Source organism: Floccifex porci, from assembly GCF_009696175.1.
Taxonomy (GTDB): domain Bacteria; phylum Bacillota_I; class Bacilli_A; order Erysipelotrichales; family Erysipelotrichaceae; genus Floccifex; species Floccifex porci.
In genome coordinates this window covers 197,359-222,608 of the sequence record NZ_VUMM01000001.1, presented here as the reverse complement: position 1 = coordinate 222,608, position 25,250 = coordinate 197,359, and the positions used below count along the sequence as shown (strand labels likewise).

Here is a 25,250-nt window from a genome sequence, read left to right as displayed (position 1 = left end):
TTTCCGTTAATGATATTATCATAACTGTTTATAAAAATCAATGATTTTTACCATAAGTTCACTTCTTCCAAATGGTGTCATTAAATAAAATCCATCCACATAATCTTCGATTTCTTTCATGATTGTACCTGAAATTTTAATAGCTTGTGTTTCACTTTGCATCCGATCCAAATCTTTATATAAATCAATGATTTGATCACATACATGAATCCCGTTGATTTCATTTTCCATAAATATGGCATTTCGATACGACACAACAGGAATGATTCCACCCATAATATAAACATCTAATTCTTCTTTGGCTCTTTTTAAATTGTATAAAGCTTCTTTGGATAAGACAGGCTGGGTAAAAAGACCGACCATTCCATTCTGGATTTTCTCTTTAGCTAATTTAAGCTGTATGTCAAAGTTCACTGCATTTATATTTAAAGCACCAAATAAATTGAAATGAGACATTAATCCTTTCTGTTCTAAAGAAGTAATGTAACTGGCCAGTTTTCTGGAATTGTGCTGGTAAACGGTTTTGACTTCATCTTTTTCACTGGAAGGAATGGGATCTCCAGTAATCAGCAGAACATCTCTTATACCTTGTGCATAATCGGCAAGAAGTAAGGCTTTGGTCGCATTTAAATTTCGATCTCGACAGGTCATATGAGGTAAAACATCCAGTTTACATTCCTGTTTGACTTTACAGGCCAGTAAAGAAGCATCCATGCGAGCTCTTCCTATCGGACAATCCGCAATGGTCAGAGCATCCACATATTCTTTTAATTGCCAGGCACCTTTCATAAATTTAGAAAGATCCCAGTTAGAAGGTGGATCCAGTTCTACGGCAATGACTTTCTGATGATTTTTTAGCTTTTTAAAGAAATCACTTTCACTCAATTCAGAATTCTTTACTATATTTTTTTTATTTTTGAAATCGGATTGGATTAAGCTTGTCTGTTTGATTTTATTATATAAAGCCTGGATATGACTGGGCATAATTCCACAACATCCACCAGCCATTTTGATTCCTTTTTGCATCATTGAAATCATTTCCGTGGCAAAATAGTCTGGATCCAGCTGATATTGTGTACGATTGTTTACCACAGTTGGATATCCTGCGTTGGGAGAAATAAACTGTATAAAGGAGCCAATCTCCTTTAAAATTTCATGCATATGATGTACACCACAGCCACAATTTAAGCCTATGGCATCAATTTTATCTTTGTTTAAAGAAGAAATAATATCCTGGATATGAATTCCTTCTTTTGTATATCCATCACTTTGAATGGAAAAACTGCAAATGATATAAGCTTCTTTATTCTTTGATTTTATATAAGACGAAATTTCATTTAATCCGATTGGATTGGATAAGGTTTCAAATAAGAAATACTGTGCCCCTTTATTTAAAAACTGGTCAACTACCCATTTATATTCTTCATAACTTTTCCATTCACTGGATACAGGTCCTATATCACAAAAAACATAAGCTGGATATTGACTTGCTAAATCATAGGAAGTCGATATACAATCCGATAATACGGTTTCATCTGAAATATAAGTTCGATTGCAGCAGAATGTATTTGTTTTGATCGCATTGCTTCCTGCTTTTATATAGTTTTCATGTATTTCTTTGATCCAGTTGGGGTGCGTTAATGAAACCAGTTCCACATTTTCTTTGCAATATGGATGTAAACTGGTAAAATAAGTTCCCATAGAACCATCAAATAATAATCGATTTTCTTTTAAATATTCTTTAACATTCATACATTACCCCAATACCTTTTTGGCAATATCAGCACTTTGTTTGGCATCTTTTGCATAATAATCCGCACCGATTTCAAGAGCATATTCTTCCGTTAATACCGCTCCTCCTACAACAATGGTACATGGATGACCTGATTGTCTTAAAGCTTCAATGGTTCTTTTCATAGATTGTACAGTGGTTGTCATTAAAGCTGATAATCCAATAAAATGAATATCTTTTTCAATAGCGGTAAAAACCACTTTTTCTACGGGAACATCTTTCCCTAAATCAATAACCTGATATCCATAATTTTCCAGAACAACACGGACAATATTTTTACCGATATCATGAATATCTCCTTCCACAGTTGCCAGTAATATTTTTCCTTTAGATATATTCATTCCTTTTTTTGAAATACGATCTTTGATCACATCAAATCCAGCACAGGCAGCAGTAGCTGCATTCATCAGCTGAGGAAGAAATAAAATATTTTTTTCATAGAGATCTCCTACCTTATCCAAAGCCGGAATCAGCTGATGATTGATCACATCCATTTCATCCATAGTTTCCAGTGCCTTTAAAGTAGCTTTTTTGCATTCTTCTTTTAATCCTTTTAATACGGATGATTCAATATCCATATTAGAAGATAACGGCAACTTTTCATTTTTTACCTGGGCAAATCGTTCAATATAATTCTGACAATTTTTATCCTGGCCACTAATGGCTTTATAAGCATAAATGGAATTCATAATTTCAGAACTGTTGGGATTGATGATCGCAAAATCCATACCACAATACATAGCCTGTGTTAAAAATGAAGAAATAATTTGATTTCTTTGTGGAAGACCAAAAGATATATTGGAGACGCCTAATACACAATGCAGATGCAAATGATTTTTAACCATTTCAATGGCTTTTAACGTTTCAAATGCCTGATCCTGCTGTGCAGAAATGGTTAATGTTAGACAGTCAATTAAAAGATTGTCAGATTCAATACCATATTCCAGTACTTTATTGTATATCTTTTTGGCCATTTCAAATCTTTTCATCGCATTTTCTGGTAAACCGCTTTTATCCAGTGTTAAACCAATCACACTGGCACCATACTTTTTCACAATTGGCAATATTTCATCTAAATTGTCCCCATTGACCGAATTGACAATGGGTTTTCCATTGCAGACACGACATCCAGCTTCTATGGCTTCAGGATTGGAAGAATCAATTTGTATCGGTAAATCGACAACACTTTGAATGGCTTTGATTACATCCACCATCATCGCTGCTTCATCAATTCCTGGATATCCGACATTCACATCTAAAATATCGGCTCCCGCTTCCTGCTGGGCTATGGCCTGTTCCATGATATAATTTAAATCGTGATCCAGTAAAGCCTGTACAAATCGTTTCTTTCCTGTTGGATTGATTCGTTCCCCAATCACACGGACCGTATTGAATTCACACATTCTGGAACTGGAACAGACACCATATTTCTTTTTCCTTGTTTCTTTTTTTAAAATTGTTTTATCTTTAGATAATTCTTTAATAAATTCAGGTGTAGTTCCACAGCATCCACCTAAATATTGAATTCCAGAATCTTTAAAGACCTGCATCTGTGCATTAAAATCCTTTGAAGATAAACTATAAAGATTGGTTGCTGGATCTGGTAGTCCTGCATTTGGTTTGACTATGATTGGTTTATTGGTCCATTGCTGGATTTCCTGAATAAATGGAACGATTTCTTCTGGTCCCAAAGAACAGTTGATACCCAATGCATCTACATCCAATGAATCCAGAACGTTAGCCATACAGGATACTTCTGTTCCTGTAAAGGTTCTACCATTTTTCTCAAAACTCATCGTAACCCAGATAGGCAGATCACAGTTTTCTTTTGCGGCTAAAACGCCTGCTTTAACTTCATACAGATCGCTCATCGTTTCAAATATAATCAGATCCACTTCACATTGGACACCAATCTGTATAATTTCTTTAAAGATATCATAGGCTTCTTCAAAGGATAACGTTCCAAAAGGCTCCATCAGTTCTCCAATAGGACCGATATCCAAAGCCACTTTTGCACGATTTAAACTGGCTTCTTTGGCAATCTTGATGTTACCTCTAATTAATTCTTCGAATGTATAGTTTAAATTTTTACATTTTTTACGATTTAATCCAAATGTATTGGCATATATAATATCACTGCCACTTTCAATATAAGATTCATGAATCTGTTTTAAAAGATCTGGGTTTTCATATCCAAATACTTCTGGTCTTTGACCTAAAGGCAATCCTTTTTTCTGAAGTTCGGTACCTAAAGCTCCATCCAATATTAAACATTTAGTTTCCACAATTCATTCCTCTCTTTCTTAATGAGCAATTAAAAAATAAATTACAATTCTCACATCCTTTTAAACGATGTGTAAAAGGTTTATCAGATATGGCACATACAGCCGTTACCGATTTTTTTGGAATCAGAATCAGATGATCGCTGATATGTAAACCTATTTTACGGGAAGTATCTAATATTTGACATAAAGTACTTTGATAATTCAATGGAAAATCCCCATAGCCTGGTGAAAATCGATCGGATACAAACAGATGATCTTTTTGATAATAGTCTATTAATTGAGATTCAATTAAATCGCATACCTGTTCAATGGCCGCATTACAGCATGCATCGAGAAGTAAGGCTTTGGATACATCTTTAATCTGATTCTGATATACGATTCGATCCACTTTATGTCCTAATGTTACCGCAAAGACAAATAAAAAAGTACTTTGATCCATTAATTCCTGAATGGTTTTTCCTGGAATCTGTAAAGCATCTTTTTTAAGATCAAATAATTTATATGTATATTTTATATCCATATTTTCTAATACAATCTGAATACAAGAGTTGATATCATCCAGTAAATGACTATCCAGTTTCTGATCTTTATAGCCTAAATAATACAATACTTGTTGAATGGGTATATTTATTTTAAATGTCATAGAAATATTATACATAAAAAAATAGATGAATAAATCATCTATTATAAAAATCGATCAAATACTTTGGAACATGGTTCATATAACCATAATATAGATAGAAAACTGCTGATCGCAAGTAAAAGTTCAAATACGATATCAGCTAAAAAATAAGATAGAATCGATACGTTTAAATTCAGGACACTGGCAATCATAAAGGTCCAGCTGTATAAAAAGGAATACAGAACACCTGTAAAAGCCAGTTTTAAAGAATCATCTATCTTTTTAAATATAGTATGAGAACATAACGGAATCAAAGCCCATCCGATCCACATAAAAGGTGTATAGTACAGATTAAAGCTTCCTAAAAACAGATTATCCAGTAATACATGTAAAGTAATAATCAGTAATGTTTCATGACATTTTAATTTCTTAGAATATAAAACAAGAAGAAAAACAGTTAATTGAATATTGGGTAAAAACGTTAATAATTCTTCCTGTACGGTTAAAATAATACTTAAAAATGCCAGTAAAACCAATCTTTTAGTATTCATATTCTGTCATGACAAATGAAATTTTCATGCCATCTTCTAAAACAATATCTTCAATTCCGACCTGACTCATTTCATCATTTACATAAATACAGATAAATTCAGACCAGTCTTCTGGTGTTTCTAAAGATTCAATGTTTAAAATCATTCCATTTTCAATCAGAACGTTATCAAAGTTATTTTGAATCACTTCTGTACATTTTTCATCTTTTTGAAAATCAATGGATTTTTGTTTGATCACTTCTTCATTTACATCTTCTACAATAACATCAATTGTCCCTGCTTTTTTTGATTTGGATAACATATTGGGTACAATTAATACGATAGCCAGAATGGCAACCACAAGGATGCTCCATAATACTTTTTTCTTTTTCATTTCTCTTTTCACTGTACTTTACAATATCTTTTTATCACCAGTAAACTGAATTGTAAATACAGCTTCCTCCTAACTTGATCAGGCAAGTCTTCTGACTTGGTTTCATTTTACTTTTCGCCTTCTCTATTTCTAAATGGCAATTGAATTTCATCCACCTTACAGCTGCTGGGACAGTTCAAGATTTTCACTTGATTCCTTATTAAGATTAACACCTGAATAGAATCATTATAACATTATTATTCAAAATATCCTTTATTTTTTTCTTCCAATGCTTTTATATAGTGGTATGTCATTTCAGAAAATGGAATCTGAATGTGTAATTCACAGGCCATATTGATTAATTCTTTCAAAAACAGATCCACTTCTGTCTCTCTTTTCTGTTCGATATCCTGCAAAGTTGAATATTTATAACCCCATTCTGAATCAGGAAATATCTGAACCTGTTCAGGTATTTGGATTCCTTTCAGTTGTGCAACTTTATAAACTTCAGACCATAACAAAGATGCCAGTTTATATCCATGTTCTGATTTTGTATACAAAGTAGAATTTACCTGTAATACCGCCTGTGGCAGATTGTTTGCGATATTGCACGCATATTTTAACCACATTTGTTCAAGAATGTTATCCACTTCATGAAAATGAATTTGAGTTGTTTTTAAAAATTGGCTAAGAGAATGCAGTTGTTGTCTATTTCCATATAAAGATCCATAATACAGATCGGATATTTTATTGATATCAAAATAAATGCGATTGTCTTTACGATAAGAACCAATTTTCATAAAGGAATGAAGAACGTGTTTTTTTGGTATAAACTGAATTATTTTTTCTTCACTGGTTACTCCATTCAACAAAGAAAGGACAATGGTATCTTCTTTTAATAAGTATGGTAAATAAGAAATTGCTTCCTTTAATCCATCCGCTTTGGTCCCAATTAATATTAAATCCTGTTTTCCAGCACTTTTTTCAGTCTGAACATTTAATGTATAATGTTTATCATTGATCCATAATCCATCTTTTTTCAGTCGTTCTTTTCTTTTTCCATTGGCAATAATGGTAATCCGATTGTTTAAACTTTCAACAAAATAAGAGCCTATGGCTCCACATCCAATTAATGCGACATTTTTAATCATATTCTTCCTTTCAAAAAAGAATGTATTTCTACATTCCCCATTTTGGTATTTGATAATTTTTATGATGATTTTTATAATCAGGATCCCATTTAAAGACCAGATCATAAAAATCTTTTGAATGATTATGATAATATAAATGAGCCAGCTCATGTATAATTACAGAATCAATAAATTCATCAGGGAAACAGATTAAATAAGCATTTAAATGTATCAGACGTTTTTTATAATAGCAGTTTCCCCATTGAGATTTATAGATTTTGATATTTAAATGAACAGAATCTATCGATAAAGATTTTGTGATCAAATTAAATTTGTTTATTAAAATAGGTTGAGCCATTTCATAAATGATTTTATCCAATCCTTTTTGACTGGAAATATATAAATCCTGATGAATTCTTTCATTCTTATCTGATTTATGTAAATGATAGATTTTATTCTGTATTGTTAAGATATCCTTTTCTTTAAGGACCCATTGTGATTGTAAATGATTTAAGATCCATTCTTCATTTTTCTTCACAAAGATATCAATTTCTTTTTTAGAAGCTTTTATGGGAGCACTTACAAGAATCTGATTTCCTTCTATTTTTAAAATCAATCGTTTTACATTCTTTTTTCTAATGATCTTATAGGTCATTCAATAAATCTTTACAGGCTTGTTCCAGATACGAAACAACACTTTCCTGCTGTTCTTTTAAATAAGTATCGTATTGATTGAGATCTCTTATTAAATCGATCATTGGAAGTGTGGCATAACATTTCAGTTGATTCTGTTCAAAGAAATCGTTTAATTCATCCACATTATAGAAATCAATTTTTTCTTTACAGTTTGGACACTGTAAATAAGCCATATTTTCTATGACACCTAGTACTTTTATATTCATCTGCTGGCACATACCTACAGCTTTAGATACGATCATAGAGACCATAGGTTGAGGTGTAGAAACCATAATGACACCTTGTACCGGTAAAGACTGCATAATCGTTAATGGGACATCTCCTGTACCTGGTGGCATATCAATCAATAAAACATCTAATTCTTCCCATAAAACATCGGTATAGAACTGTTTAACGACTCCTGCAATTACAGGACCTCTCCAGATTACAGGATCGGTTTCATTGGGTAAAAGAAAGTTTAAAGACATAACTTTAATTCCTTCTTTTGAACAGACAGGAATGATTTCATTTTCTTTAGTGGCATAGGCCTGTCCATTTTGAATATTCAATAATCTTGGAATACTAGGACCGGTAATATCGGCATCCATAATTCCTACCTTGTATCCTTGTTTTACCAATTGTTTTGCCATTAATACCGTAATTGTAGATTTTCCCACTCCACCTTTTCCAGACATGATGGCAATAATGTGTTTAATTTTATTTTTTGGATTGGAAATCACACCACAACTTGATGAATCTTTGGTGCATTTTCCTTTACTTGGACATCCTTCACAGCTCATTTTATTTCCTCCTCTAATAAATCTGTAAAATAGGTATCATACACATCATTTAATCTTTTATTCTGTACATGTGTATAGATTTGTGTTGTTTGTATATCGCTATGGCCCAATAATTCCTGTACCACTCTTAAATCTGCATTTCCATTTAATAAATGTGTCGCAAAGCTATGTCTTAAACTATGAGCTGATATATCTGGATTTAAATCCAATTCTTTTATTTTTTTCTTGATCAGCTGATGAACATATTGACGATTTACAGGATGGGACAATGAATTGATAAAAAAATAAGGGCTGTTTTTTGTATCCCATTGATTTCGTACAAGAGAAATGTATTGTTTCATCTGTTCGACACAGTTTGAAGCAATAGGAATAATTCTTTCTTTTCCTCCCTTACCATTAATTTTTAAAATTCTTTCATTTAAATGAACATCATTTAATTTTAATTGACAACATTCCGATACACGTAAACCACAACTGTATAATGTTTCTAAAAGCGTTTTCTGAAAAATACCTTTATCACTTGAATCAAAAGAAGACAATAATTTAAGAATCTCTTCAAATTCTAAATAAGATGGCAAATGTTTTTCTTTATGAAAACTTTGATAATACAAAACTGGATTATTGATATTGGGATGATTTAAAGTGGTATATTTATGAAAAGAACGTATGGAAGCTAAAACACGATTGGCACTTGTCATTTTATGACTTTGACAATATTGTTGAAAAAAAGAATCTACTTTTAATAAAGTGATGTCTTCCATATTTATAATATTCAATGATTCCATATAATCTAAATAACCATCTAAATCTCTTTTATAAGCCTCCACTGTACGTTCTGACTTATTTTCAATTACCGTAAGGTTCATCATATAATCATTTAAAGCTTCTTTACAATTCATGTATTTTATTTTATCACTAAATCCATTTTACAGGTAGTATTGTGCATTGACATTTTGAATCTCTGATTACTTCCATACAGAAAGATTTAGCTTGCATAGATTTTTTATCGTAGGCAATCTGCATTGTTTTGATATGAAAATGATATAAACTTAATACTTCCAGAATTTCATTTAAAAATGTACAGCGATGTACAAAATAAAAACGACCATTGTCTTTTAATAATCGATTAACACTTTCTACACATTCTTTAAATGTTAAGTTAATTTCAATTCTTCCTAACTGGCGATTGTCTAAAATCACATTGGGATTTGTCTTTGAAACAGGAAAATAAGGAGGATTGCATAGAATCACATCTACTTTCTCATGTTCAAATAGGCGTATATCTTCATTATAAAATTCACAGGGATGTTTTATAAACTGTTCATTCAGTTTACAGACTTCAAATGCTTCTTTTAGAATTTCAACGCCTATTAATTTCTGTACATTAAACTGATCCATATATAACAGTAAGGCCCCATTATTGGTTCCTATATCCAATATGGTTTCATTGGAATGAAGATGTACAAACTGAGCTAAGAATTTCGTATCGGTATTAAAATGAAAACAGTCTTTTTTCTGATAGAGTTTAAGGTTTTCATCAATAAAATAATCCAGTGATAAATCGTTCATTTCGACTCCTTTATTAATAAATCCGATGCACGAAACAATACATCTTTTTTTAATTCATGATTTAGCTGTTCAATGATCGTTTTTGAATCCTGAATAGGTATTTCAAATAAGCTGATCTGATCTACTATCTGATTGGCATTCTGTAAAGAAGCCATTGTTAAGGCCATATAACGATATCCATTGGATTCAAAGTTTGATTCAATCAGATTTGTCGCAATTTCATAAATAATCTGAGGCTGATTCGTATACTGATTGAGAGATTGACTTCGAACAATGTTATGAAAATTTAAATCTCGTAAAGAAATTGATACAAGCTTTCCTTTCTGATTGTCTTTTTTTAATCGATTCGATAATTCAATGGAAAGCTCTTTTACTTTATCAAATGCTTCTTTTAATGTATAAATATTGGAACTGTATGTTTTGGATACAGAACAGCTTTTTTGTGTATAAGAATAATGAAGCTGACTGCTGCTGTGTCCTCTGGCTTTCTGAATCAGAGCATAGCCACTGTTTTTCATCAACTGTAAAATTTTAGTTTCATTTTCAGCTGATGCAAAATCTCCGATTGTCTGAATACCTATTTTTTTCAGTTCAGGAACGGTTTTTTTACCGATTCCATACATTAAAGAAATATCCAGTGGCCATAATTTTGTTTCAAGTTCGGATATACGCAAAACCGTAATTCCAGCTGGTTTTCGCATATCACTGGCCATCTTTGCCAGAAAACGGTTGGGGGCCACACCAATGGAAACACTCAATCCAGTTTCATTTAAAACACTTTGTTGAATCTGAAAAGCCAGATCCAAAGGTCGTTTATATTGTTTAATGATTTCGGTTACATCCATGTAACATTCATCAATACTGGCTGGTTCAATTTTAAATGTGTATTTCTTTAGACAGGAAAAGAATCTGGCGCTTAATGCCCGATAATAATTAAAATCTCCCTCAATTAAAATTAATTCTGGACAAAGAGATAAGGCCTGATAAACTGGCATTGCACTATGAACTCCTTTTTTTCTGGCTTCATAATTTGCCGTAGATAAAACAGACCTTCGATCTTTAGAACCAATTGCCAATGGTTTTCCTTTATATTCTGGATGTCTTAATTCTTCACAGGAAGCATAGAACGCATTTAAATCAATATGAAAGATCACTCTACCCATGGTGCGCTCTTTTCTTTAATTCTCTGGCACTTTCAATTGCCTGTCTATCTTTGTTTCCAGTGGCCATTACCGCTAATTCTTCTATGCTTTGTTCCTTGTTTAACTCTTCAATAAAAGTGGTTGTATTCTCTTCTTTAGTTTCTTTATAAACACGATAATGCCTGTCTGCCCAGCAGGCAACACTTGCCAGATGAGTAATACACAGTACCTGATAACGTTTTGATAAAGTATGCATCTTATTTCCCATCGCATAGGCTACTTTACCAGAAACTCCTGTATCAATTTCATCAAACAGAATGGTTTCAATAGTACTATCTGCCTGAAAAACAACTTTTAATGCCAGCATAAGTCTTGACAATTCTCCTCCAGATGCACTTTTCTTTAAAAGTGAAAAAGGTTGTCCAGGATTCATGGAAACCATAAACTGAACCTGATCGTACCCATTGGATGAATCACATTTTTTATTTAAATCGATTTTAAATCGTGCATTTTCCAGCATCAGATCTTTACAGTGAGCTTCTACTTTTTCACATAAGGAAGGTATCACGGATAATCTTTGATGATGAAGCTTATCGGCATAAAGATTATAATTCTTTTTTGACTGGCTCATTTTCTTTTCTAATTTTTCAAATACGTCCTGTCTATGTAAAATTAAATCCACTTTTTTCATATAAGAATCATAAAGATTTTTCATGCTTGAGTAACTTCCACCATATTTTCGAAAACATTTTCGGATCTGGTATTCTCTTTCCTGTAATGCATCGATATCAAATTGTTCATTCTGATACTGATCTCTTTGATGTTTTAAATCTTCATTTAATGCATCCAGCTGAAAATATTCACTTTCTACATTCTGATTAAAAATAGAATTTTTTGATAAAATTTTATTTAATTCATATACCTTTTCTATAATGCCATTTTCACAGTCCAGTAAATATATGGCATGATTATAATCATCTATATTCTTTTGAAAAGAATTTGCCTGTTTAATCTGATTCTGCAATGTTTCCAGTTCATTTTCAGCTATATTCATTTCCTGTATTTCATTGATACAGGAAGTAATATAATCCAGTTCATCGTCACTGAATGTTTCATTTTTTGCTTTTTCGTATTCTTTTTTATCCTTATTATAAATACGATACGTCTCTTTTACTTTTTCCTTTAATTCTGTACACTTAGCATACTGATCCAGTAAATTTAACTGAACTTCTTCATCCATCAACTGATAAGTATCCATTTGTGAATGTATATCCATCAGCTGATGCATTAAAGAACGAATATAAGATAAAGTAGTATTCATCCTGTTCAATTTTACAGTTGATTTACCATTTTTATGAATAGTTCTTTGTACAATGATCAAATCTTCAATTTCAAAGCCATCTTCTTCCAGCTGATCGCATATAGATTGACAGGGACGTGAAAAAACAATCTGTAAAATACATTTTTCTTTTCCATTACGTATTATATTAGAAGAAATTCGATCCCCGCATAAATAAGAAATCGCATCAATCAGTAAACTTTTACCAGCACCGGTTTCCCCAGTAATGACACTCAGTCCTGTATTAAAATCAATTAATGCATAATCAAATAGTATATAGTCTTTAACCATTAATTGTTCAATCATGGGATCTCCTTTCTTTAGCATACAGTATAAATTCCTGATTTCCACTACGCCCAGTAATCGGACAAGGAATCACATGTACGACTTTATAATATGTTAATACGTAATTCTGAATCGATTCAACAATTTTCTGCTGTACTTTTTTGTCTTTTAATACCCCCTGTTTATTTAAAAATTGAGGTCCACACTCAAATTGAGGCTTTATTAAAATCGCTATATGGAATGGATCCAATTGTTTAAATAAAGTTTCCAGTATCGTTTTACAGCTGATAAAACTGACATCCATACAGATAAAATCAATGGAATCTGAAAACCAGTCTGATTCAAGATATCGAGCATTTTTCCCTTCCATTTTTATTACTCGATCATCCTTTTCTAACTCTTTAGCAAGCTGTAAATGACCTACATCTAAGGCATAAACTTTTTTAGCGCCTTTTTTTAAACATAAGTCGGTAAATCCTCCTGTACTGGCTCCAACATCCAGTACAATCTGATTTTCAATTGAAAACTGAAAGGTATCAAAAGCAGCTTTCAATTTATAGGCCGCTCTGGATACAAATTCCTCTTCTTTTGATAAAACTTCAATTGTATCTTTTTCATTGACTTCAAAAGAAGGTTTTCGGATGCATTTATGATTTACATATACACGACCTTCTTTGATGGCATCCTGTGCTTTACAACGAGTCATAAAATGCTCTAAACAAGCTTTATCCAATCTCATTTTCACTCTCACTTATTTGTTCAAACAATGTATTGATATCAATTTTTTCTTCAATTCTTAAGGATCGTATCGACCCATGCTGTACAAAATGATCTTCGATTCCCAATATATTTATGGATTGATTTTTATATTCTAAAATGGCACTTGCCAGTGAACCTTTTTTACAATCCGTTTGATAAACATGAATTTTTAAATTCATTTTAAATAATTCATCCAGCATATCTGTGTCCAGCGGTTTAAAGAAACGGGCATTGACAACAATCAAAGAAACGTGATTCACTTTTGCTTTCTGAATCACTTTATCCACTTCAAGACCATAACAGATGACAATACAGCCTGGATTTTCTCCTACTATTGTTTTTGTCCATGTTCCTGGTTGAATGTACTGGTAAGAATCCACTTTTTTATATTTTTCGTATCCTCTTGGATATCGAATGAAATATGGTTTATTTTCCAGAAAGGCACTGTACAACAGATTTTGTGCTTCCTGTGCATCTTTTGGCTGCGATAAAATTAAATTCGGTATACTTCTTAAAAAAGAAATATCAAAAACTCCCTGATGCGTTTCGCCATCATCTCCTACCAATCCAGCCCGATCCACTCCAATGACTACAGGCAAATTCATACGTGCTAAATCATGGTTGATCTGATCATATCCTCTTTGAAGAAAAGAAGAATAAATGCTGATAAATGGTTTTAAACCAGCTTGAGCCATACCACATGCCATAGTTATTGCATGTTCTTCGGCAATTCCACAGTCAAAGAAACGTTTAGGATATTTTCTTTGAAATTCAAGTAATTTGCTTCCCTGAGCCATAGCTGGAGTAATCGCAACAATACGTGAGTCTTTTTTTGCCAGATCGATCAGCGTTCTGGATACAATTTCAGACCAGGAAAGTTCATCTGAAGGAACTTTCATTATTGAGCGTCCGGTTTCAATGTCAAAAGGAGATACACCATGCCATTTTCCGACTTCATCCTTTTCCGCAAATGAATAACCTTTTCCTTTTTTCGTAATGACATGAACCACAATCGGTCCTTCTGCATTTTTAGCCGCATGAAAGGCTTTAATTAAAGCATGTAAGTCATGTCCATCCACGGGTCCTAAATAGTTAATATTAAAATTTTCAAACAATGGTGCATCAATAACTTCTTCTTTAATATGATCTCTTAAATGTGTCATAGATTTTAATAAGTTTGTCCCTAAAGCGGATTCCTTTAAATTCTTTTTCACATCAATTTTCATAGTCTGATAAAAATTACTGGTACGTAAATTGGTAATTTTCTGTTCAATCGCACTATGATTTTTAGATATGGACATATTATTATCATTAAAGATCATAATAATTTTTCTTTGTTGGGTACCTATATCATTCAGCGCTTCCATAGACATACCTGAACCTAGAGCTCCATCTCCAATAATGGGAATCACCTCATAATCGTGACCAAGTAAATCTCTGGCACAGGCAAATCCAAGTGCAGCCGATAAAGAAGTAGAAGAGTGTCCAGCTTCCCAGCAGTCATATTCACTTTCTTTTCGCTTCTGAAAACCTGATAGTCCATCTTTTTTTCTTAAAGTTGAAAAATAAGGAGATCGTCCTGTTAATATTTTATGAGTGTAACACTGATGTCCAACATCAAATATAAATTTATCTTCTGGTGCATTAAAAACATAATGTAAGGCAACTGTTAATTCAACAACTCCTAAATTACTGGATAAATGCCCTCCTGTTTTCGATATATTCTGAATCAGAAACTGACGTATCTCCTCACATAAGAATTTTAATTGATCATAGGATAAATTTTTAATATCCTGTGGAGATTGAATGTCATAGATTCGCATGGATTTCACCCCTGTCTAATATGTGCGATTCAGCAGAAAATCAAAAATTTTTACAATCTCAACTGTATCGCAATGTAAATGCGTTAATGCTTCTCTTAAATAGCCATCGTATTCTTTTACCATATTTTTTGATTTTTCTAACCCCAGTAAAGAAACAATAGTTAATTTCCCATTGTCTTTATCACTGGTTGATTTTCCCAATACATCAGCGGATTGAGTGATATCTAAAATATCATCCTGCATCTGAAATTGAATACCTGAATAATAACCAATTTTTTCAAGATAAGGAATATCCTGTTCCTGATGACTTAATAAAGCAGCACATACCATAGGTAAAGTCAATAATTTAGCGGTCTTATATTCATCAATTTCAATCAGCTGATCTAATGTTGGATTTTTTTCTTTTTCTGCTTTTAAATCTCGATCCTGTCCATAAATCATTCCATCAATGCCTGAATAAGAAGCTAAAGCTTTTATCAGTTTAACTTTTATATCACTTGTTGTATTACTGTCTAATGCCACTTCAAAAGCTTTTGTTAAAAGACCATCTCCTGCTAAAATGGCAGTGGCTTCATCATATGCTTTATGACAGCTTGGCTTTCCTCTTCGCAAATCATCATTATCCATACTAGGAAGATCATCATGAATCAAAGAATAGGTATGAATCATTTCAATGGCACAACAGATTGGAAACCCAATTTCAGGATTTATTCCATAACCTTTTAATAAAGCAAAACACAATTGGGGACGTATGCGTTTTCCTCCATTCATTAAAGAATAGCCCATTGCCTCTTTTGTTGGACTTTTTAAATTTTCTGTCACTCTATTTTGTAGATATTGTTCAAATTCATTCTGCAGAATCATTCTGAGCCTCCACTTTTAATAATTCATCCATTTTCATTTCAAATTCTTTTAATTGTTTGTCACATTGATTGGATAATTTTATCCCTTCTTCAAATAAAGACATCGCTTCTTCTAATTCCAGCTGATTGTTGTTTAATAAGGTAACGATTTCATCCAGTCGATTCATCGCTTCCTGAAATTTCATTTTCTTTGGCATATCTTATTCCTTTTCCTGTTATCTTTGCATCAATGTTTCCATCCTTTAATTGAATCAGAATAGAATCATCGATGTTTACATCGTCTAAACTTCGGATTATTTTACCATTCTTTTGTGTAATGGAATATCCTCTTTCTAATACTTTTAATGGACTATAAGCCTCTAACAAAGATATATTCTTATAAAAATGATTCTGATTTGTATCATAATATTGTTTTAAAGACTCTGTTAAAGGAATCTGTTTAAATTCATTTTTATATTTTTTTATTAAATAATCACTTTGTGTTTTTATAGTATTATATTTAAGATGAATATCATAATGTTTATTTGATATCTGTTCTTTACAGTTTAAAAATGCATACAGATAAGAATCCAGTCTCATTTTTTTATCTATAATATAACTATGGGGATCCATTAAATAAGGCTGATTTTTAAGATATTGAAACTGTGATTTCTTATATTGAATAAGATGATTCATATTTGATATACATTGTTTTTTTAAATGAATACATCTATCTTTTAATTCTTTTAAATCGGCACTTACAAATTGAGCGGCCGCTGTAGGTGTTGCACATCTTTGATCACATACAAGGTCACATAAAGTTATATCACTTTCATGACCGACTCCACTGACAATATAAGTATTTAATCGATATATCGTTTTAACGAGTTCTTCATCATTAAAACAGAATAAATCTTCAAAACTTCCTCCACCACGTACAAGTAAGATAGCATCATGATGATTTACATCCGCTTTTAATAAAGCCTGAATGATGCTTCTGGAAGCCTGATTTCCCTGTACATAAGCAGGATACAATTTCATTTTCATAATGGGAAAACGTAAGCGAATGGTCTTTAATACATCCTGTAAAGCTGCCGAGTCTTTAGCACTGACAATGGCTATATTTTCGATCCATTCCGGTTTTTCCTTTTTATGATCGTCCTTAAAATAACCTTGCTGAGATAATTTCTTTTTTCTTTGTTCAAACTGAAGATACAGATCTCCAATACCATTTGTACGTATCGTTTTTACATTTAACTGTAAGGTACCTCTTTGTTCATATACATTTACATTTCCCTGAATACAGACACTCATTCCTTCTTCTAATTGAAATTCAAGCAGTTTAACATAACTGGAAAACATAATGCAGCTGATTTCACTATATGAATCTTTTAAAGAAAAATAATAATGTCCTGATCGATGTTTTGTTAAATTGGAAATTTCTCCCTGAATCCATATATTGGATAAATTAATGTTTTGATTTAAAACATTTTTTATTTTTAAAATTAAAGAAGAAACAGGAACTACAATTTCCTGATTCATAGTTTATCCAGTACCCCATTGATCAGTTTATAAGAATGATCATCGCAATATTTTTTACATAAAGTTACGGCTTCATTGATCACAATGGCTTTAGGAGCTTCATTTGCCAGAATTTCCTGAAAAGACATTAACAGTATAGCCTGTTCCAGTAAGCTTAACCGGTCAAATGTCCAGTCACTTCTTAATAATTCATTAATTTTTCGTATGTATACTTCTTTATTTTCAATGGTTCCAATTGTTAAACTATATAAAAAACCATCAATTTCATTGCATCCTTTCATATTTTCAAAAACACATTGACGAATATCTTTTGATAATAAAAGATGCTGATAAAGACTTTCCATAGCAATAATTCTTAATTCATGTCGATTCATTCATTTTCTCCTTTTTTATATGGTACTCTTGCACTTGGTACAACTTCACTGGCTGGAGCTGCATAGATTTCCTGATCATCAAAAAATATATTGGCTCCAAAACATTTTAATACTTCTTTTTTATTGGCACCCTGTAAGAAAAAAACTTCATCTACAACAATGCCCCATTTTCTTAATGTTTTGATTACGCGTATCCCTGCATTACGATCTCTAGCTGTCACAATAGCAGTTCTTAGTAAATTTTTTTCTTTACATACTTTCTGTAAAGATGCTAAGCGGAATAAAAATCGTGCCAGAGGCCCTTTTGTGAGTTCTTCATCCTGATTATTAATTTCATTTTCACAAAAGGCCTGCAGTCCTTTTGTTTTGTAGATATGTTCGGATTCATATCCAAACAGTACCGCATCGGCATCAAAGGCAATACGAATCTGACCATCGTTCTGGTATTCTATATCCTGAGCATAAATCAGTCCAGCTGGAATCCCATTCTGTATCGCATGATTGACATCTTCTTCATTACACGATAAAAACAGATCTACATCAAATACTTTTAAATATTTTGAAACATCCTGTCCCGAGGACATAACCATTCTTCCAATATCCAGCTGATAATGATCCAGAGAATTCATAATACGTAAAGATGTTTCTGCTGAATTTCGAGACATCACAATCACTTCTACGTATTTATGATTTAAAGTCTGATTAATGGATAATAGATTCTTTACCAGTGAAAATCCACTTCCTGGTTTTAATATTTCCTGTTCATGTTCAATCTGATATTGACGGTAGGCATCCAGACCTTCTGTTTCAAAGATTTTATTTTCTTCTTCTAAGTTAAATAAAGCTCTTGAAGATATCCCAATCACAAGATAGTCACTAAAAGATACACTCATAACAAGCCCTTTCTAAAAAAAAGGAAATCTTATGATTTCCTAAAAAATAAAGCCTACTACCTCAATCTCAATGGATTCAGGTTTTAATTCTGTCATATAGGAAATACTTTCAAAGATCTTATTCTGTAATTGTGCACAAACATCAGATACATTTGCTTTATGATTGATTTTAATCGAAATTTTCAAATAAAGTGAATTGTTTTCAATTTTTGTGACAATTCCATTTTTAAATGTACGAGAATCGGCTAATTTAACATTTTCATCTTCTTCTATCACATTTTGTGCAATGGAAGAAAAAACGGTTTTATTTAATTGAACTCTCCCTAGTTCATTTTCTGTTTCTAAAACAATATAATCTTGTGCCATACTATCACCTTTCTATTATTTACATTCTATCACACTTAGTTCTTAAAAAAAATGTTTCTTGTATTTTTCAGTAAACACTCATCAAAATTTAATTGGTCTACATATTGAATATCCCTTAATAACTGATTTTTTAATTCATCAATTGAATGAAATTTCATTTCATCTCGTATTCGATCATAAAAGAAAAAACGAATCTTTTGTCCATAAATATCTTCATCAAAATCTAAGATATGTGCTTCAATTGTCAAGTGCTGGTTATTAAAGGTAGGATTGGTTCCAATATTGATCATAGCTTTATAAAACTGGTTTTCCAGTAAAACCATCCCTGCATATACACCTGTTTTGGGAAGTATATACTCTTGGTCAACATTTAGATTGGCTGTAGGTATCTTTAATACATTTGTACCTCTTTTAAAACCATGTTCAATATATCCAGATATAGAATAAATATAATCCAGCAAGACATTAGACTGGTAAAGCTCTCCCTTTAAGATTAAAGGTTCTATACGAGATGTGGATATTTTCAGATTAGAAAAGTTAACACTGTCAATGACAATCACTTTAAAATCGTTCTGTTTTTTTAATGTATCAACATTCCCTGAATTAAATTGTCCATATTTGAAATCAAATCCACAGATTAGAATCTTAATGTTCATTTCTTTTAATAAATGATGAAATGATTCTATGGATAATGAAGCAAATTCTTTTGAAAACTGAAGAATATAGACTTCATCAAATCCATAAGAAGATAATATTTGAATTTTATCAGAAAGTGTACTTAAATGCTTCTGTTTTTCATTTTTAAATATGACCCATGGATCTGGATCAAAAGTAATGCATACTTTCTTTAATTGATTTTTATCTGCCTGTTCTATACAGTTTAATAAAAGCTCTTTATGTCCTTTATGAATGCCATCAAAATATCCTATGCATGCACAAGAAGGTTCAAATGGATATTTTAAATGAAAGGCATCAATTGATACAACATTCATTAGAATAACCCCCTTACACAACTGAATATATCATCTGATTTCCTCTGATAAATCGCAATAGGCTGATTGTTATCGTATAAACAAATTTGATCGGCTTTTGTTTCTATACGAATGGATTTTCCATTGTATATATCCTTTACAGGCTGATATTCTATTTTTTCAATATGAGAAAGAACCATTTCCAATGGATATAACTGAATTGAATCCAAAGATACATCTTCTAAATTCTGCGCCATATCGATTGTAAAACGACCTACCTGTATTCTCTCCAGTGATTTCATACAGCTTAAATTATCAGTTTTTAAACCAAAATCTCGACAGATCGATCTTACATAACATCCAGATGAACAATGTACAATAAAAGAAAGATCTTCTTTTGATATCCTCTTTATTGAATAAATTTCTACATCTGTATAAACATCCAGATCTGTAATCCCTTCTCTTTGATATTCCATCAGTTTTTTTCCATTGATTTTTTTAGCCGAAGTCATTGGTACTTTCTGTCTTTGTTTCCCTGTAAAAGAAGAAAGTACCTTTTCAAAATCAAAATCCAGATTGATTTCTTTTTCACTGATTTTATTTCCATATATATCATCCGTATCGGTATTGTATCCCAGTTGAATGGAACTCTTATAGACTTTATCTGTATCCTGAAGAAACTGTAATGCTTTACAGGCTTTTCCCAATAATATAATTAATACCCCAGAAGCATCGGGATCTAAAGTTCCTGTATGTCCAATTTTTTTTTGTTTTAATTTTTTTCTTAATATATTTACAACATCATGACTGGTCATTCCCATTGGTTTATTTATAACTAAAATTCCATCCATATTTTCACCTTTGTCTATAATAACATAAAAAAAAGCAGATTGAAATCTACTTCATTTCATCACAGAAATAAGTTGCTTCCATATCGGCTGTGCTTAAAGCAAAAGCTAAAGGGAAATGTTCAAATGTATATCCTACATTCTGTTTTGGATCTTCATTTGAAAATCCCATATGATAACGAATCGCAAAAGCTTCCTGTCGTGTTAATTTCATAAAAGGTGTAATCATATAAACACTCTTTTCACCATGACCATATGGCATTTCATCTTCATATTCATAAAATGGAACTTCGATCCATTTCCCATTCACTTTTTTATTTCGAACAGATTTTTTATATACATTAATTTTGCATACATCATGAAGCAAACTTACAATCGCTATGGATTCATCTGAAAAATCCATTCCATATCGTTCTTTGACACGATTCCTGGAACAGTAATCTTTTAAACATTCAAAAACGTGAATACTATGATCGACAAGACCACCTTCATAATTTCCATGAAAACGAGTACTGGCTGGGGCTATAAAAAAGTCAGATTTACTGGAACATAAATAATCCAGAAATTCTTTTGAACCTTCTCTTTTTATATTTTTCTGATAAATATCGATAAATGTCTGTTTGCTCATAACTCCTCGATTCTATATAATTTTCTTTATAAAATAAATAATACTGATCATTAATCCAATCCAGGAAAGAAATTCTGCAATAGTCAGAATACAGAAAATTGGATCGATACACATACACATAATTATTTTTAACATAGAATCACTCCTTATGATTCTATATTATCCTTTATATTGTCATTATATATGACAATATAAAAGTCCAGAGATAGAGATCTTTCCCTGTAATTACAGGTGGGTGACCTGTGAAATATATTAGGATTCCAACTCGTAGTCAGCTTTCAACACAATAAGTCAACATCCGGTCTCCCTTATCTCTTCATGTAGGAAAAATGTAAACCTCTGGACAATTTCATAATATAGAAAGAATGATATTCTTTCAACCATTTTTTTAAAGAAAAAATCAGACAGAAGTCTGATTTTAATCTACAATTTCAATATGCAGTTCTTTTAATTGTTTGTTGTCCACTGGTGTAGGTGCTTTTGACATTGGACATTTCGCATTAGCATTTTTAGGGAATGCGATAACATCACGTATTGAATCAGATTCACTTAAAATCATAGCAACACGATCCAGTCCAAAAGCCAGACCACCATGAGGAGGGGTACCATACTGGAAAGCGTCCACAAAGAATCCAAATTTTGTCTGGATATCTTCATCACTTAATCCCAGTAATTCAAAGATTTTTGTCTGCAGCTTGTTGTCATAAATACGCAAAGATCCCCCACCCAATTCATATCCATTTAATATGATATCATAGGCATTGGAGCGAACGCTTCCCTGATCTGTATCCAGCAAAGGAATATCTTCTTCTTTCGGTTGCGTAAATGGATGATGACAGGCAACCCATCTTTGTTCTTCTTCAGACCAGTCAAACATTGGAAAATCAACGACCCATAAATAAGAAAATTCGTTTTTCTTTTTTAATCCTAATTCACTGGCAATTCCATTACGCAAAGCTCCTAATGCGTTACATGTTTTATTCCATGTATCACTTACAATGAACAATACATCATTTTCTTTTAATTTACATGTATCATATAAAGCCTGAATTTCATCTTCAGATAAGAATTTACTTGCCGATCCTGTTAATGTGTGATTTTGTGCTTTTAAAGTGACTAATCCTTTTGCACCATTTTTCTTAGCCAGATTTGTCCATTTATCAATTTCTTTTCGAGAAATATGAGCAAAATCATTGACTACAATTCCTTTTATATAACCATTGGATTCAATACATTTTTTAAATACCTGGAAAGAAGAATTTTTAAATACATCGGTTAATTCCTGTAATTCCATTCCAAAACGATTGTCTGGTTTATCACTACCAAATCGATTCATCGCTTCTTTATAAGTTAAACGTAAAAATGGTCGTTTCACTTCGATATTTTTAACATCTTTCATTAATTTCACAAGCATTTCTTCTGTAAAATCAATAATTTCATCCTGTGTTAAGAAACTTGTTTCAATGTCTACCTGTGTAAAATCCGTTTGACGATCGGCTCTGAGATCTTCATCTCTAAAACAGCGGGCAAACTGATAATATCTTTCAAAACCAGAAATCATCAGCAGCTGTTTATACAATTGTGGAGACTGTGGCAATGCGTAAAATGATCCTGGATGAACACGTGATGGAACCAAATAATCTCTGGCTCCTTCAGGTGTACTTTTTCCCAGCATTGGTGTTTCAATTTCAATAAATCCATGATTATCCAGATAATCACGCATAGAACGTGTAATCTGATGTCTCATGATTAATTTCTGCTGCATAATAGGACGTCTTAGATCCAGGTAACGATACTGCAGTCTTGTATCTTCTAATGCATCGGTATCATCGGCAATAATAATTGGAGTTGTTTTTGCGGAATTGATAATTTCAAAACTTTCGACTTTAACTTCAATTTCTCCTGTTTTTAAATCTGGATTGCTGGACTGTCTTTTCATAACAGTACCTGATACATTTAATAGATATTCATTACGAACTTCTTTTAAAGATTCTTTCATTGTTTCGTCAAAGACAAGCTGACAGATACCCGAACGATCTCTTAAATCAATAAATACCAGCTGTCCAAAATTACGTTTTTTTGATACCCATCCAATTAAATCTACATGTTCATTCACATTGGATAATCGCAAATCTCCATTGTTGTGTGTACGTTTCATTCTAATCAAACTCCTTATCTAAAAAATCAATGATTTCATTTCTTGAAATGGTTGTTTGAACCTGTGTTTCAATATTTTTAATGGATACTTCTTGTGAATCCATTTCATTAGAACCAATTAATATCGCAAATTTTGCTTTAGAACGAGCGACTGCTTTAAATTGTCCTTTAAATCCTCTTTGAAGATAATCCATATCCGCTCTAAAACCATTGGCACGAAGCTGTGTTAAAATTTCAAATGCATACGTTTGTGCCTGAGAATCTAAACACATCACATAAGCATCCAATCCTGGTTTTTCTTCTAAAACAATTCCTTCTGCTTCTAAAGCCAGAAGAATTCTTTCCATACCTAAAGCCCATCCAATTCCACTCATTCCTTCAGGACCACCAAAATAAGAAATCAGATTGTCATAGCGACCACCTGCCAGAACAGTGGATTGAGCACCCATGCTGGAATTTACCGATACAATTTCAAAAACGGTATGAGAATAGTAATCCAGACCTCTAACTAGTCGATCATCAACTTCATATGGAATATCTAATGTTTCAAGCAATTGACATACAGTATCAAAATACTTTTTACTTTCTTCATTTAAATAATCTTTCATGCTTGGAGCGTGTTTCATATATTCTTTATCATGATCCACTTTACAATCTAAAATACGTAATGGATTCTGCTGATAACGACGTTTACAGTCCGAACATAAATCTTCTAAATATGGTTTAAAATAGTCTTTTAAAGCTTCTCGATATGCATTTCTGGATGCATCGTCTCCTAATGTATTTAAACAGACTTTAATATCTTTTAATCCCAATGATTTTAAAATGGAAAAAGCCAGTACAATGCTTTCAACATCTGTATATGGACTTTTATTTCCTAAACATTCAATTCCAAACTGATTAAATATACGCATTCTACCTTTTTGAGGTCTTTCATGACGGAACATAGGACCCATATAATACAATTTAACTGGCAAATCTGGATTCGCATACATTTTATTTTCAACAAAAGAGCGAACCGTTCCTGCTGTTCCTTCAGGTCGTAATGTTAAAGAAGTACTAGAATTTGGTAAAGTAAATGTATACATTTCTTTATTTACCATATCACTGGAATCGTTTTCTCTTTTAAATACATTAGTATGTTCAAAAATTGGAGTACGAATTTCATCGTAATTGTATAAGTAACAAAATTGTCTTAATCTTTCTTCTAGAGCCTGCCAGGAATACGATTTTTCCTGGAAAACATCAGCTGTTCCTCTTGGTATCTGATATGCCATATTTTTATCCTTTCTTTTAAACAAAAAACGCCCTTATAAATATAAGGACGTGATTGACGCGGTACCACCTTACTTCTCCAGTCAGGAGCTCTCATTGCTTTAACGCAGCTAACGATCGCTTTTTAGTGCGATTCCTCCCAAGTGTCCAAATAAAAGCGGTTTAATAGTTTTCACCATCCACTATCTCTCTAAATAAACAAATCTTTTATTTTCTCTTTTTCAACAGAT

At 32.1% G+C, this 25,250-nt stretch carries 26 protein-coding genes, 1 riboswitch and 1 other annotated feature (1 of these 28 running past the window's edge); all 26 genes read right to left on the bottom strand.

The features are described 5' to 3' along the window. Window positions 1–18: 18 nt before the first annotated feature. Complete coding sequence (locus tag FYJ50_RS01040; protein ID WP_154459183.1) at window positions 19–1,752, bottom strand: bifunctional homocysteine S-methyltransferase/methylenetetrahydrofolate reductase; 1,734 nt, start codon at window positions 1,750–1,752, stop codon at window positions 19–21. A 3-nt stretch (window positions 1,753–1,755) separates the two neighbouring features. Further along, a complete protein-coding gene (locus tag FYJ50_RS01035) occupies window positions 1,756–4,077 on the bottom strand; it encodes a homocysteine S-methyltransferase family protein (RefSeq protein WP_338082976.1) in 2,322 nt (773 codons plus the stop codon). Next, window positions 4,067–4,720 carry a vitamin B12 dependent-methionine synthase activation domain-containing protein gene (locus FYJ50_RS01030; protein ID WP_205946363.1) on the bottom strand — a complete coding sequence of 218 codons (654 nt, stop codon included), beginning with the start codon at window positions 4,718–4,720 and terminating at the stop codon, window positions 4,067–4,069. The genes FYJ50_RS01035 and FYJ50_RS01030 overlap by 11 nt, the downstream gene beginning before the upstream one ends. Before the next feature lie 41 nt (window positions 4,721–4,761). Beyond that, window positions 4,762–5,250, bottom strand: a complete 489-nt coding sequence (locus FYJ50_RS01025; protein WP_154459181.1) for a hypothetical protein — start codon at window positions 5,248–5,250, stop codon at window positions 4,762–4,764. Further along, the gene (locus FYJ50_RS01020) at window positions 5,240–5,623 is read right to left on the bottom strand and encodes a DUF4430 domain-containing protein (protein WP_154459180.1); all 384 of its coding nucleotides are present in this window, start codon (window positions 5,621–5,623) and stop codon (window positions 5,240–5,242) included. Before FYJ50_RS01020 ends, FYJ50_RS01025 begins: the two co-directional genes overlap by 11 nt. A gap of 64 nt (window positions 5,624–5,687) precedes the next feature. After that, window positions 5,688–5,854, bottom strand: a riboswitch (cobalamin riboswitch). A gap of 5 nt (window positions 5,855–5,859) precedes the next feature. Next, a complete protein-coding gene (locus FYJ50_RS01015) occupies window positions 5,860–6,753 on the bottom strand; it encodes a ketopantoate reductase family protein (protein ID WP_205946362.1) in 894 nt (297 codons plus the stop codon). A 28-nt stretch (window positions 6,754–6,781) separates the two neighbouring features. Continuing rightward, complete coding sequence (locus FYJ50_RS01010) at window positions 6,782–7,387, bottom strand: M48 family metallopeptidase (RefSeq protein ID WP_154459178.1); 606 nt, start codon at window positions 7,385–7,387, stop codon at window positions 6,782–6,784. After that, complete coding sequence (locus tag FYJ50_RS01005) at window positions 7,377–8,207, bottom strand: Mrp/NBP35 family ATP-binding protein (RefSeq protein ID WP_154459177.1); 831 nt, start codon at window positions 8,205–8,207, stop codon at window positions 7,377–7,379. Before FYJ50_RS01005 ends, FYJ50_RS01010 begins: the two co-directional genes overlap by 11 nt. Next, a complete protein-coding gene (locus FYJ50_RS01000) occupies window positions 8,204–9,106 on the bottom strand; it encodes a tyrosine-type recombinase/integrase (RefSeq protein WP_154459176.1) in 903 nt (300 codons plus the stop codon). The genes FYJ50_RS01005 and FYJ50_RS01000 overlap by 4 nt, the downstream gene beginning before the upstream one ends. A gap of 16 nt (window positions 9,107–9,122) precedes the next feature. After that, complete coding sequence (locus tag FYJ50_RS00995) at window positions 9,123–9,776, bottom strand: tRNA1(Val) (adenine(37)-N6)-methyltransferase (protein WP_154459175.1); 654 nt, start codon at window positions 9,774–9,776, stop codon at window positions 9,123–9,125. After that, entirely contained in the window at window positions 9,773–10,939 is a 1,167-nt protein-coding gene (dinB, locus tag FYJ50_RS00990) for a DNA polymerase IV (RefSeq protein ID WP_154459174.1), read from the bottom strand. Before dinB ends, FYJ50_RS00995 begins: the two co-directional genes overlap by 4 nt. Continuing rightward, a complete protein-coding gene (locus FYJ50_RS00985; RefSeq protein WP_205946361.1) occupies window positions 10,932–12,563 on the bottom strand; it encodes a DNA repair protein RecN in 1,632 nt (543 codons plus the stop codon). Before FYJ50_RS00985 ends, dinB begins: the two co-directional genes overlap by 8 nt. Then, window positions 12,556–13,281 carry a TlyA family RNA methyltransferase gene (locus tag FYJ50_RS00980; protein ID WP_154459172.1) on the bottom strand — a complete coding sequence of 242 codons (726 nt, stop codon included), beginning with the start codon at window positions 13,279–13,281 and terminating at the stop codon, window positions 12,556–12,558. Before FYJ50_RS00980 ends, FYJ50_RS00985 begins: the two co-directional genes overlap by 8 nt. Further along, window positions 13,268–15,124 carry a 1-deoxy-D-xylulose-5-phosphate synthase gene (dxs, locus tag FYJ50_RS00975; RefSeq protein ID WP_154459171.1) on the bottom strand — a complete coding sequence of 619 codons (1,857 nt, stop codon included), beginning with the start codon at window positions 15,122–15,124 and terminating at the stop codon, window positions 13,268–13,270. The genes FYJ50_RS00980 and dxs overlap by 14 nt, the downstream gene beginning before the upstream one ends. A gap of 15 nt (window positions 15,125–15,139) precedes the next feature. Then, window positions 15,140–15,988 (bottom strand): polyprenyl synthetase family protein, encoded by an 849-nt coding sequence (locus FYJ50_RS00970; RefSeq protein WP_154459170.1) that lies wholly within the window; start codon window positions 15,986–15,988, stop codon window positions 15,140–15,142. Beyond that, window positions 15,972–16,184, bottom strand: a complete 213-nt coding sequence (gene xseB, locus FYJ50_RS00965) for an exodeoxyribonuclease VII small subunit (RefSeq protein WP_154459169.1) — start codon at window positions 16,182–16,184, stop codon at window positions 15,972–15,974. The genes FYJ50_RS00970 and xseB overlap by 17 nt, the downstream gene beginning before the upstream one ends. After that, the gene (gene xseA, locus FYJ50_RS00960; protein WP_154459168.1) at window positions 16,138–17,508 is read right to left on the bottom strand and encodes an exodeoxyribonuclease VII large subunit; all 1,371 of its coding nucleotides are present in this window, start codon (window positions 17,506–17,508) and stop codon (window positions 16,138–16,140) included. The genes xseB and xseA overlap by 47 nt, the downstream gene beginning before the upstream one ends. Beyond that, complete coding sequence (gene nusB, locus FYJ50_RS00955; RefSeq protein ID WP_154459167.1) at window positions 17,505–17,882, bottom strand: transcription antitermination factor NusB; 378 nt, start codon at window positions 17,880–17,882, stop codon at window positions 17,505–17,507. The genes xseA and nusB overlap by 4 nt, the downstream gene beginning before the upstream one ends. Continuing rightward, entirely contained in the window at window positions 17,879–18,775 is an 897-nt protein-coding gene (locus FYJ50_RS00950; protein WP_154459166.1) for a 5'-nucleotidase, read from the bottom strand. Before FYJ50_RS00950 ends, nusB begins: the two co-directional genes overlap by 4 nt. Window positions 18,776–18,814: 39 nt before the next feature. Beyond that, window positions 18,815–19,141 (bottom strand): Asp23/Gls24 family envelope stress response protein, encoded by a 327-nt coding sequence (locus FYJ50_RS00945; protein WP_154459165.1) that lies wholly within the window; start codon window positions 19,139–19,141, stop codon window positions 18,815–18,817. Window positions 19,142–19,176: 35 nt separating this feature from the next. Continuing rightward, on the bottom strand, window positions 19,177–20,133 hold the full coding sequence (locus FYJ50_RS00940; protein ID WP_154459164.1) for a bifunctional riboflavin kinase/FAD synthetase: 957 nt from the start codon (window positions 20,131–20,133) through the stop codon (window positions 19,177–19,179). Then, window positions 20,133–20,963: a tRNA pseudouridine(55) synthase TruB gene (gene truB / locus FYJ50_RS00935; protein ID WP_154459163.1), complete on the bottom strand. Its 831-nt coding sequence runs from the start codon at window positions 20,961–20,963 to the stop codon at window positions 20,133–20,135. Before truB ends, FYJ50_RS00940 begins: the two co-directional genes overlap by 1 nt. Before the next feature lie 46 nt (window positions 20,964–21,009). Further along, complete coding sequence (locus tag FYJ50_RS00930) at window positions 21,010–21,588, bottom strand: hydrolase (RefSeq protein ID WP_154459162.1); 579 nt, start codon at window positions 21,586–21,588, stop codon at window positions 21,010–21,012. A 12-nt stretch (window positions 21,589–21,600) separates the two neighbouring features. Further along, the gene (locus FYJ50_RS10705; protein ID WP_268891853.1) at window positions 21,601–21,723 is read right to left on the bottom strand and encodes a hypothetical protein; all 123 of its coding nucleotides are present in this window, start codon (window positions 21,721–21,723) and stop codon (window positions 21,601–21,603) included. 283 nt (window positions 21,724–22,006) lie between these two features. Continuing rightward, window positions 22,007–23,746 carry an aspartate--tRNA ligase gene (gene aspS, locus FYJ50_RS00925; RefSeq protein ID WP_154459161.1) on the bottom strand — a complete coding sequence of 580 codons (1,740 nt, stop codon included), beginning with the start codon at window positions 23,744–23,746 and terminating at the stop codon, window positions 22,007–22,009. A gap of 1 nt (window position 23,747) precedes the next feature. After that, window positions 23,748–25,022 carry a histidine--tRNA ligase gene (hisS, locus tag FYJ50_RS00920; RefSeq protein ID WP_154459160.1) on the bottom strand — a complete coding sequence of 425 codons (1,275 nt, stop codon included), beginning with the start codon at window positions 25,020–25,022 and terminating at the stop codon, window positions 23,748–23,750. A 40-nt stretch (window positions 25,023–25,062) separates the two neighbouring features. Continuing rightward, window positions 25,063–25,250 (bottom strand) — a binding site (T-box leader) (it continues 4 nt past the right edge of the window).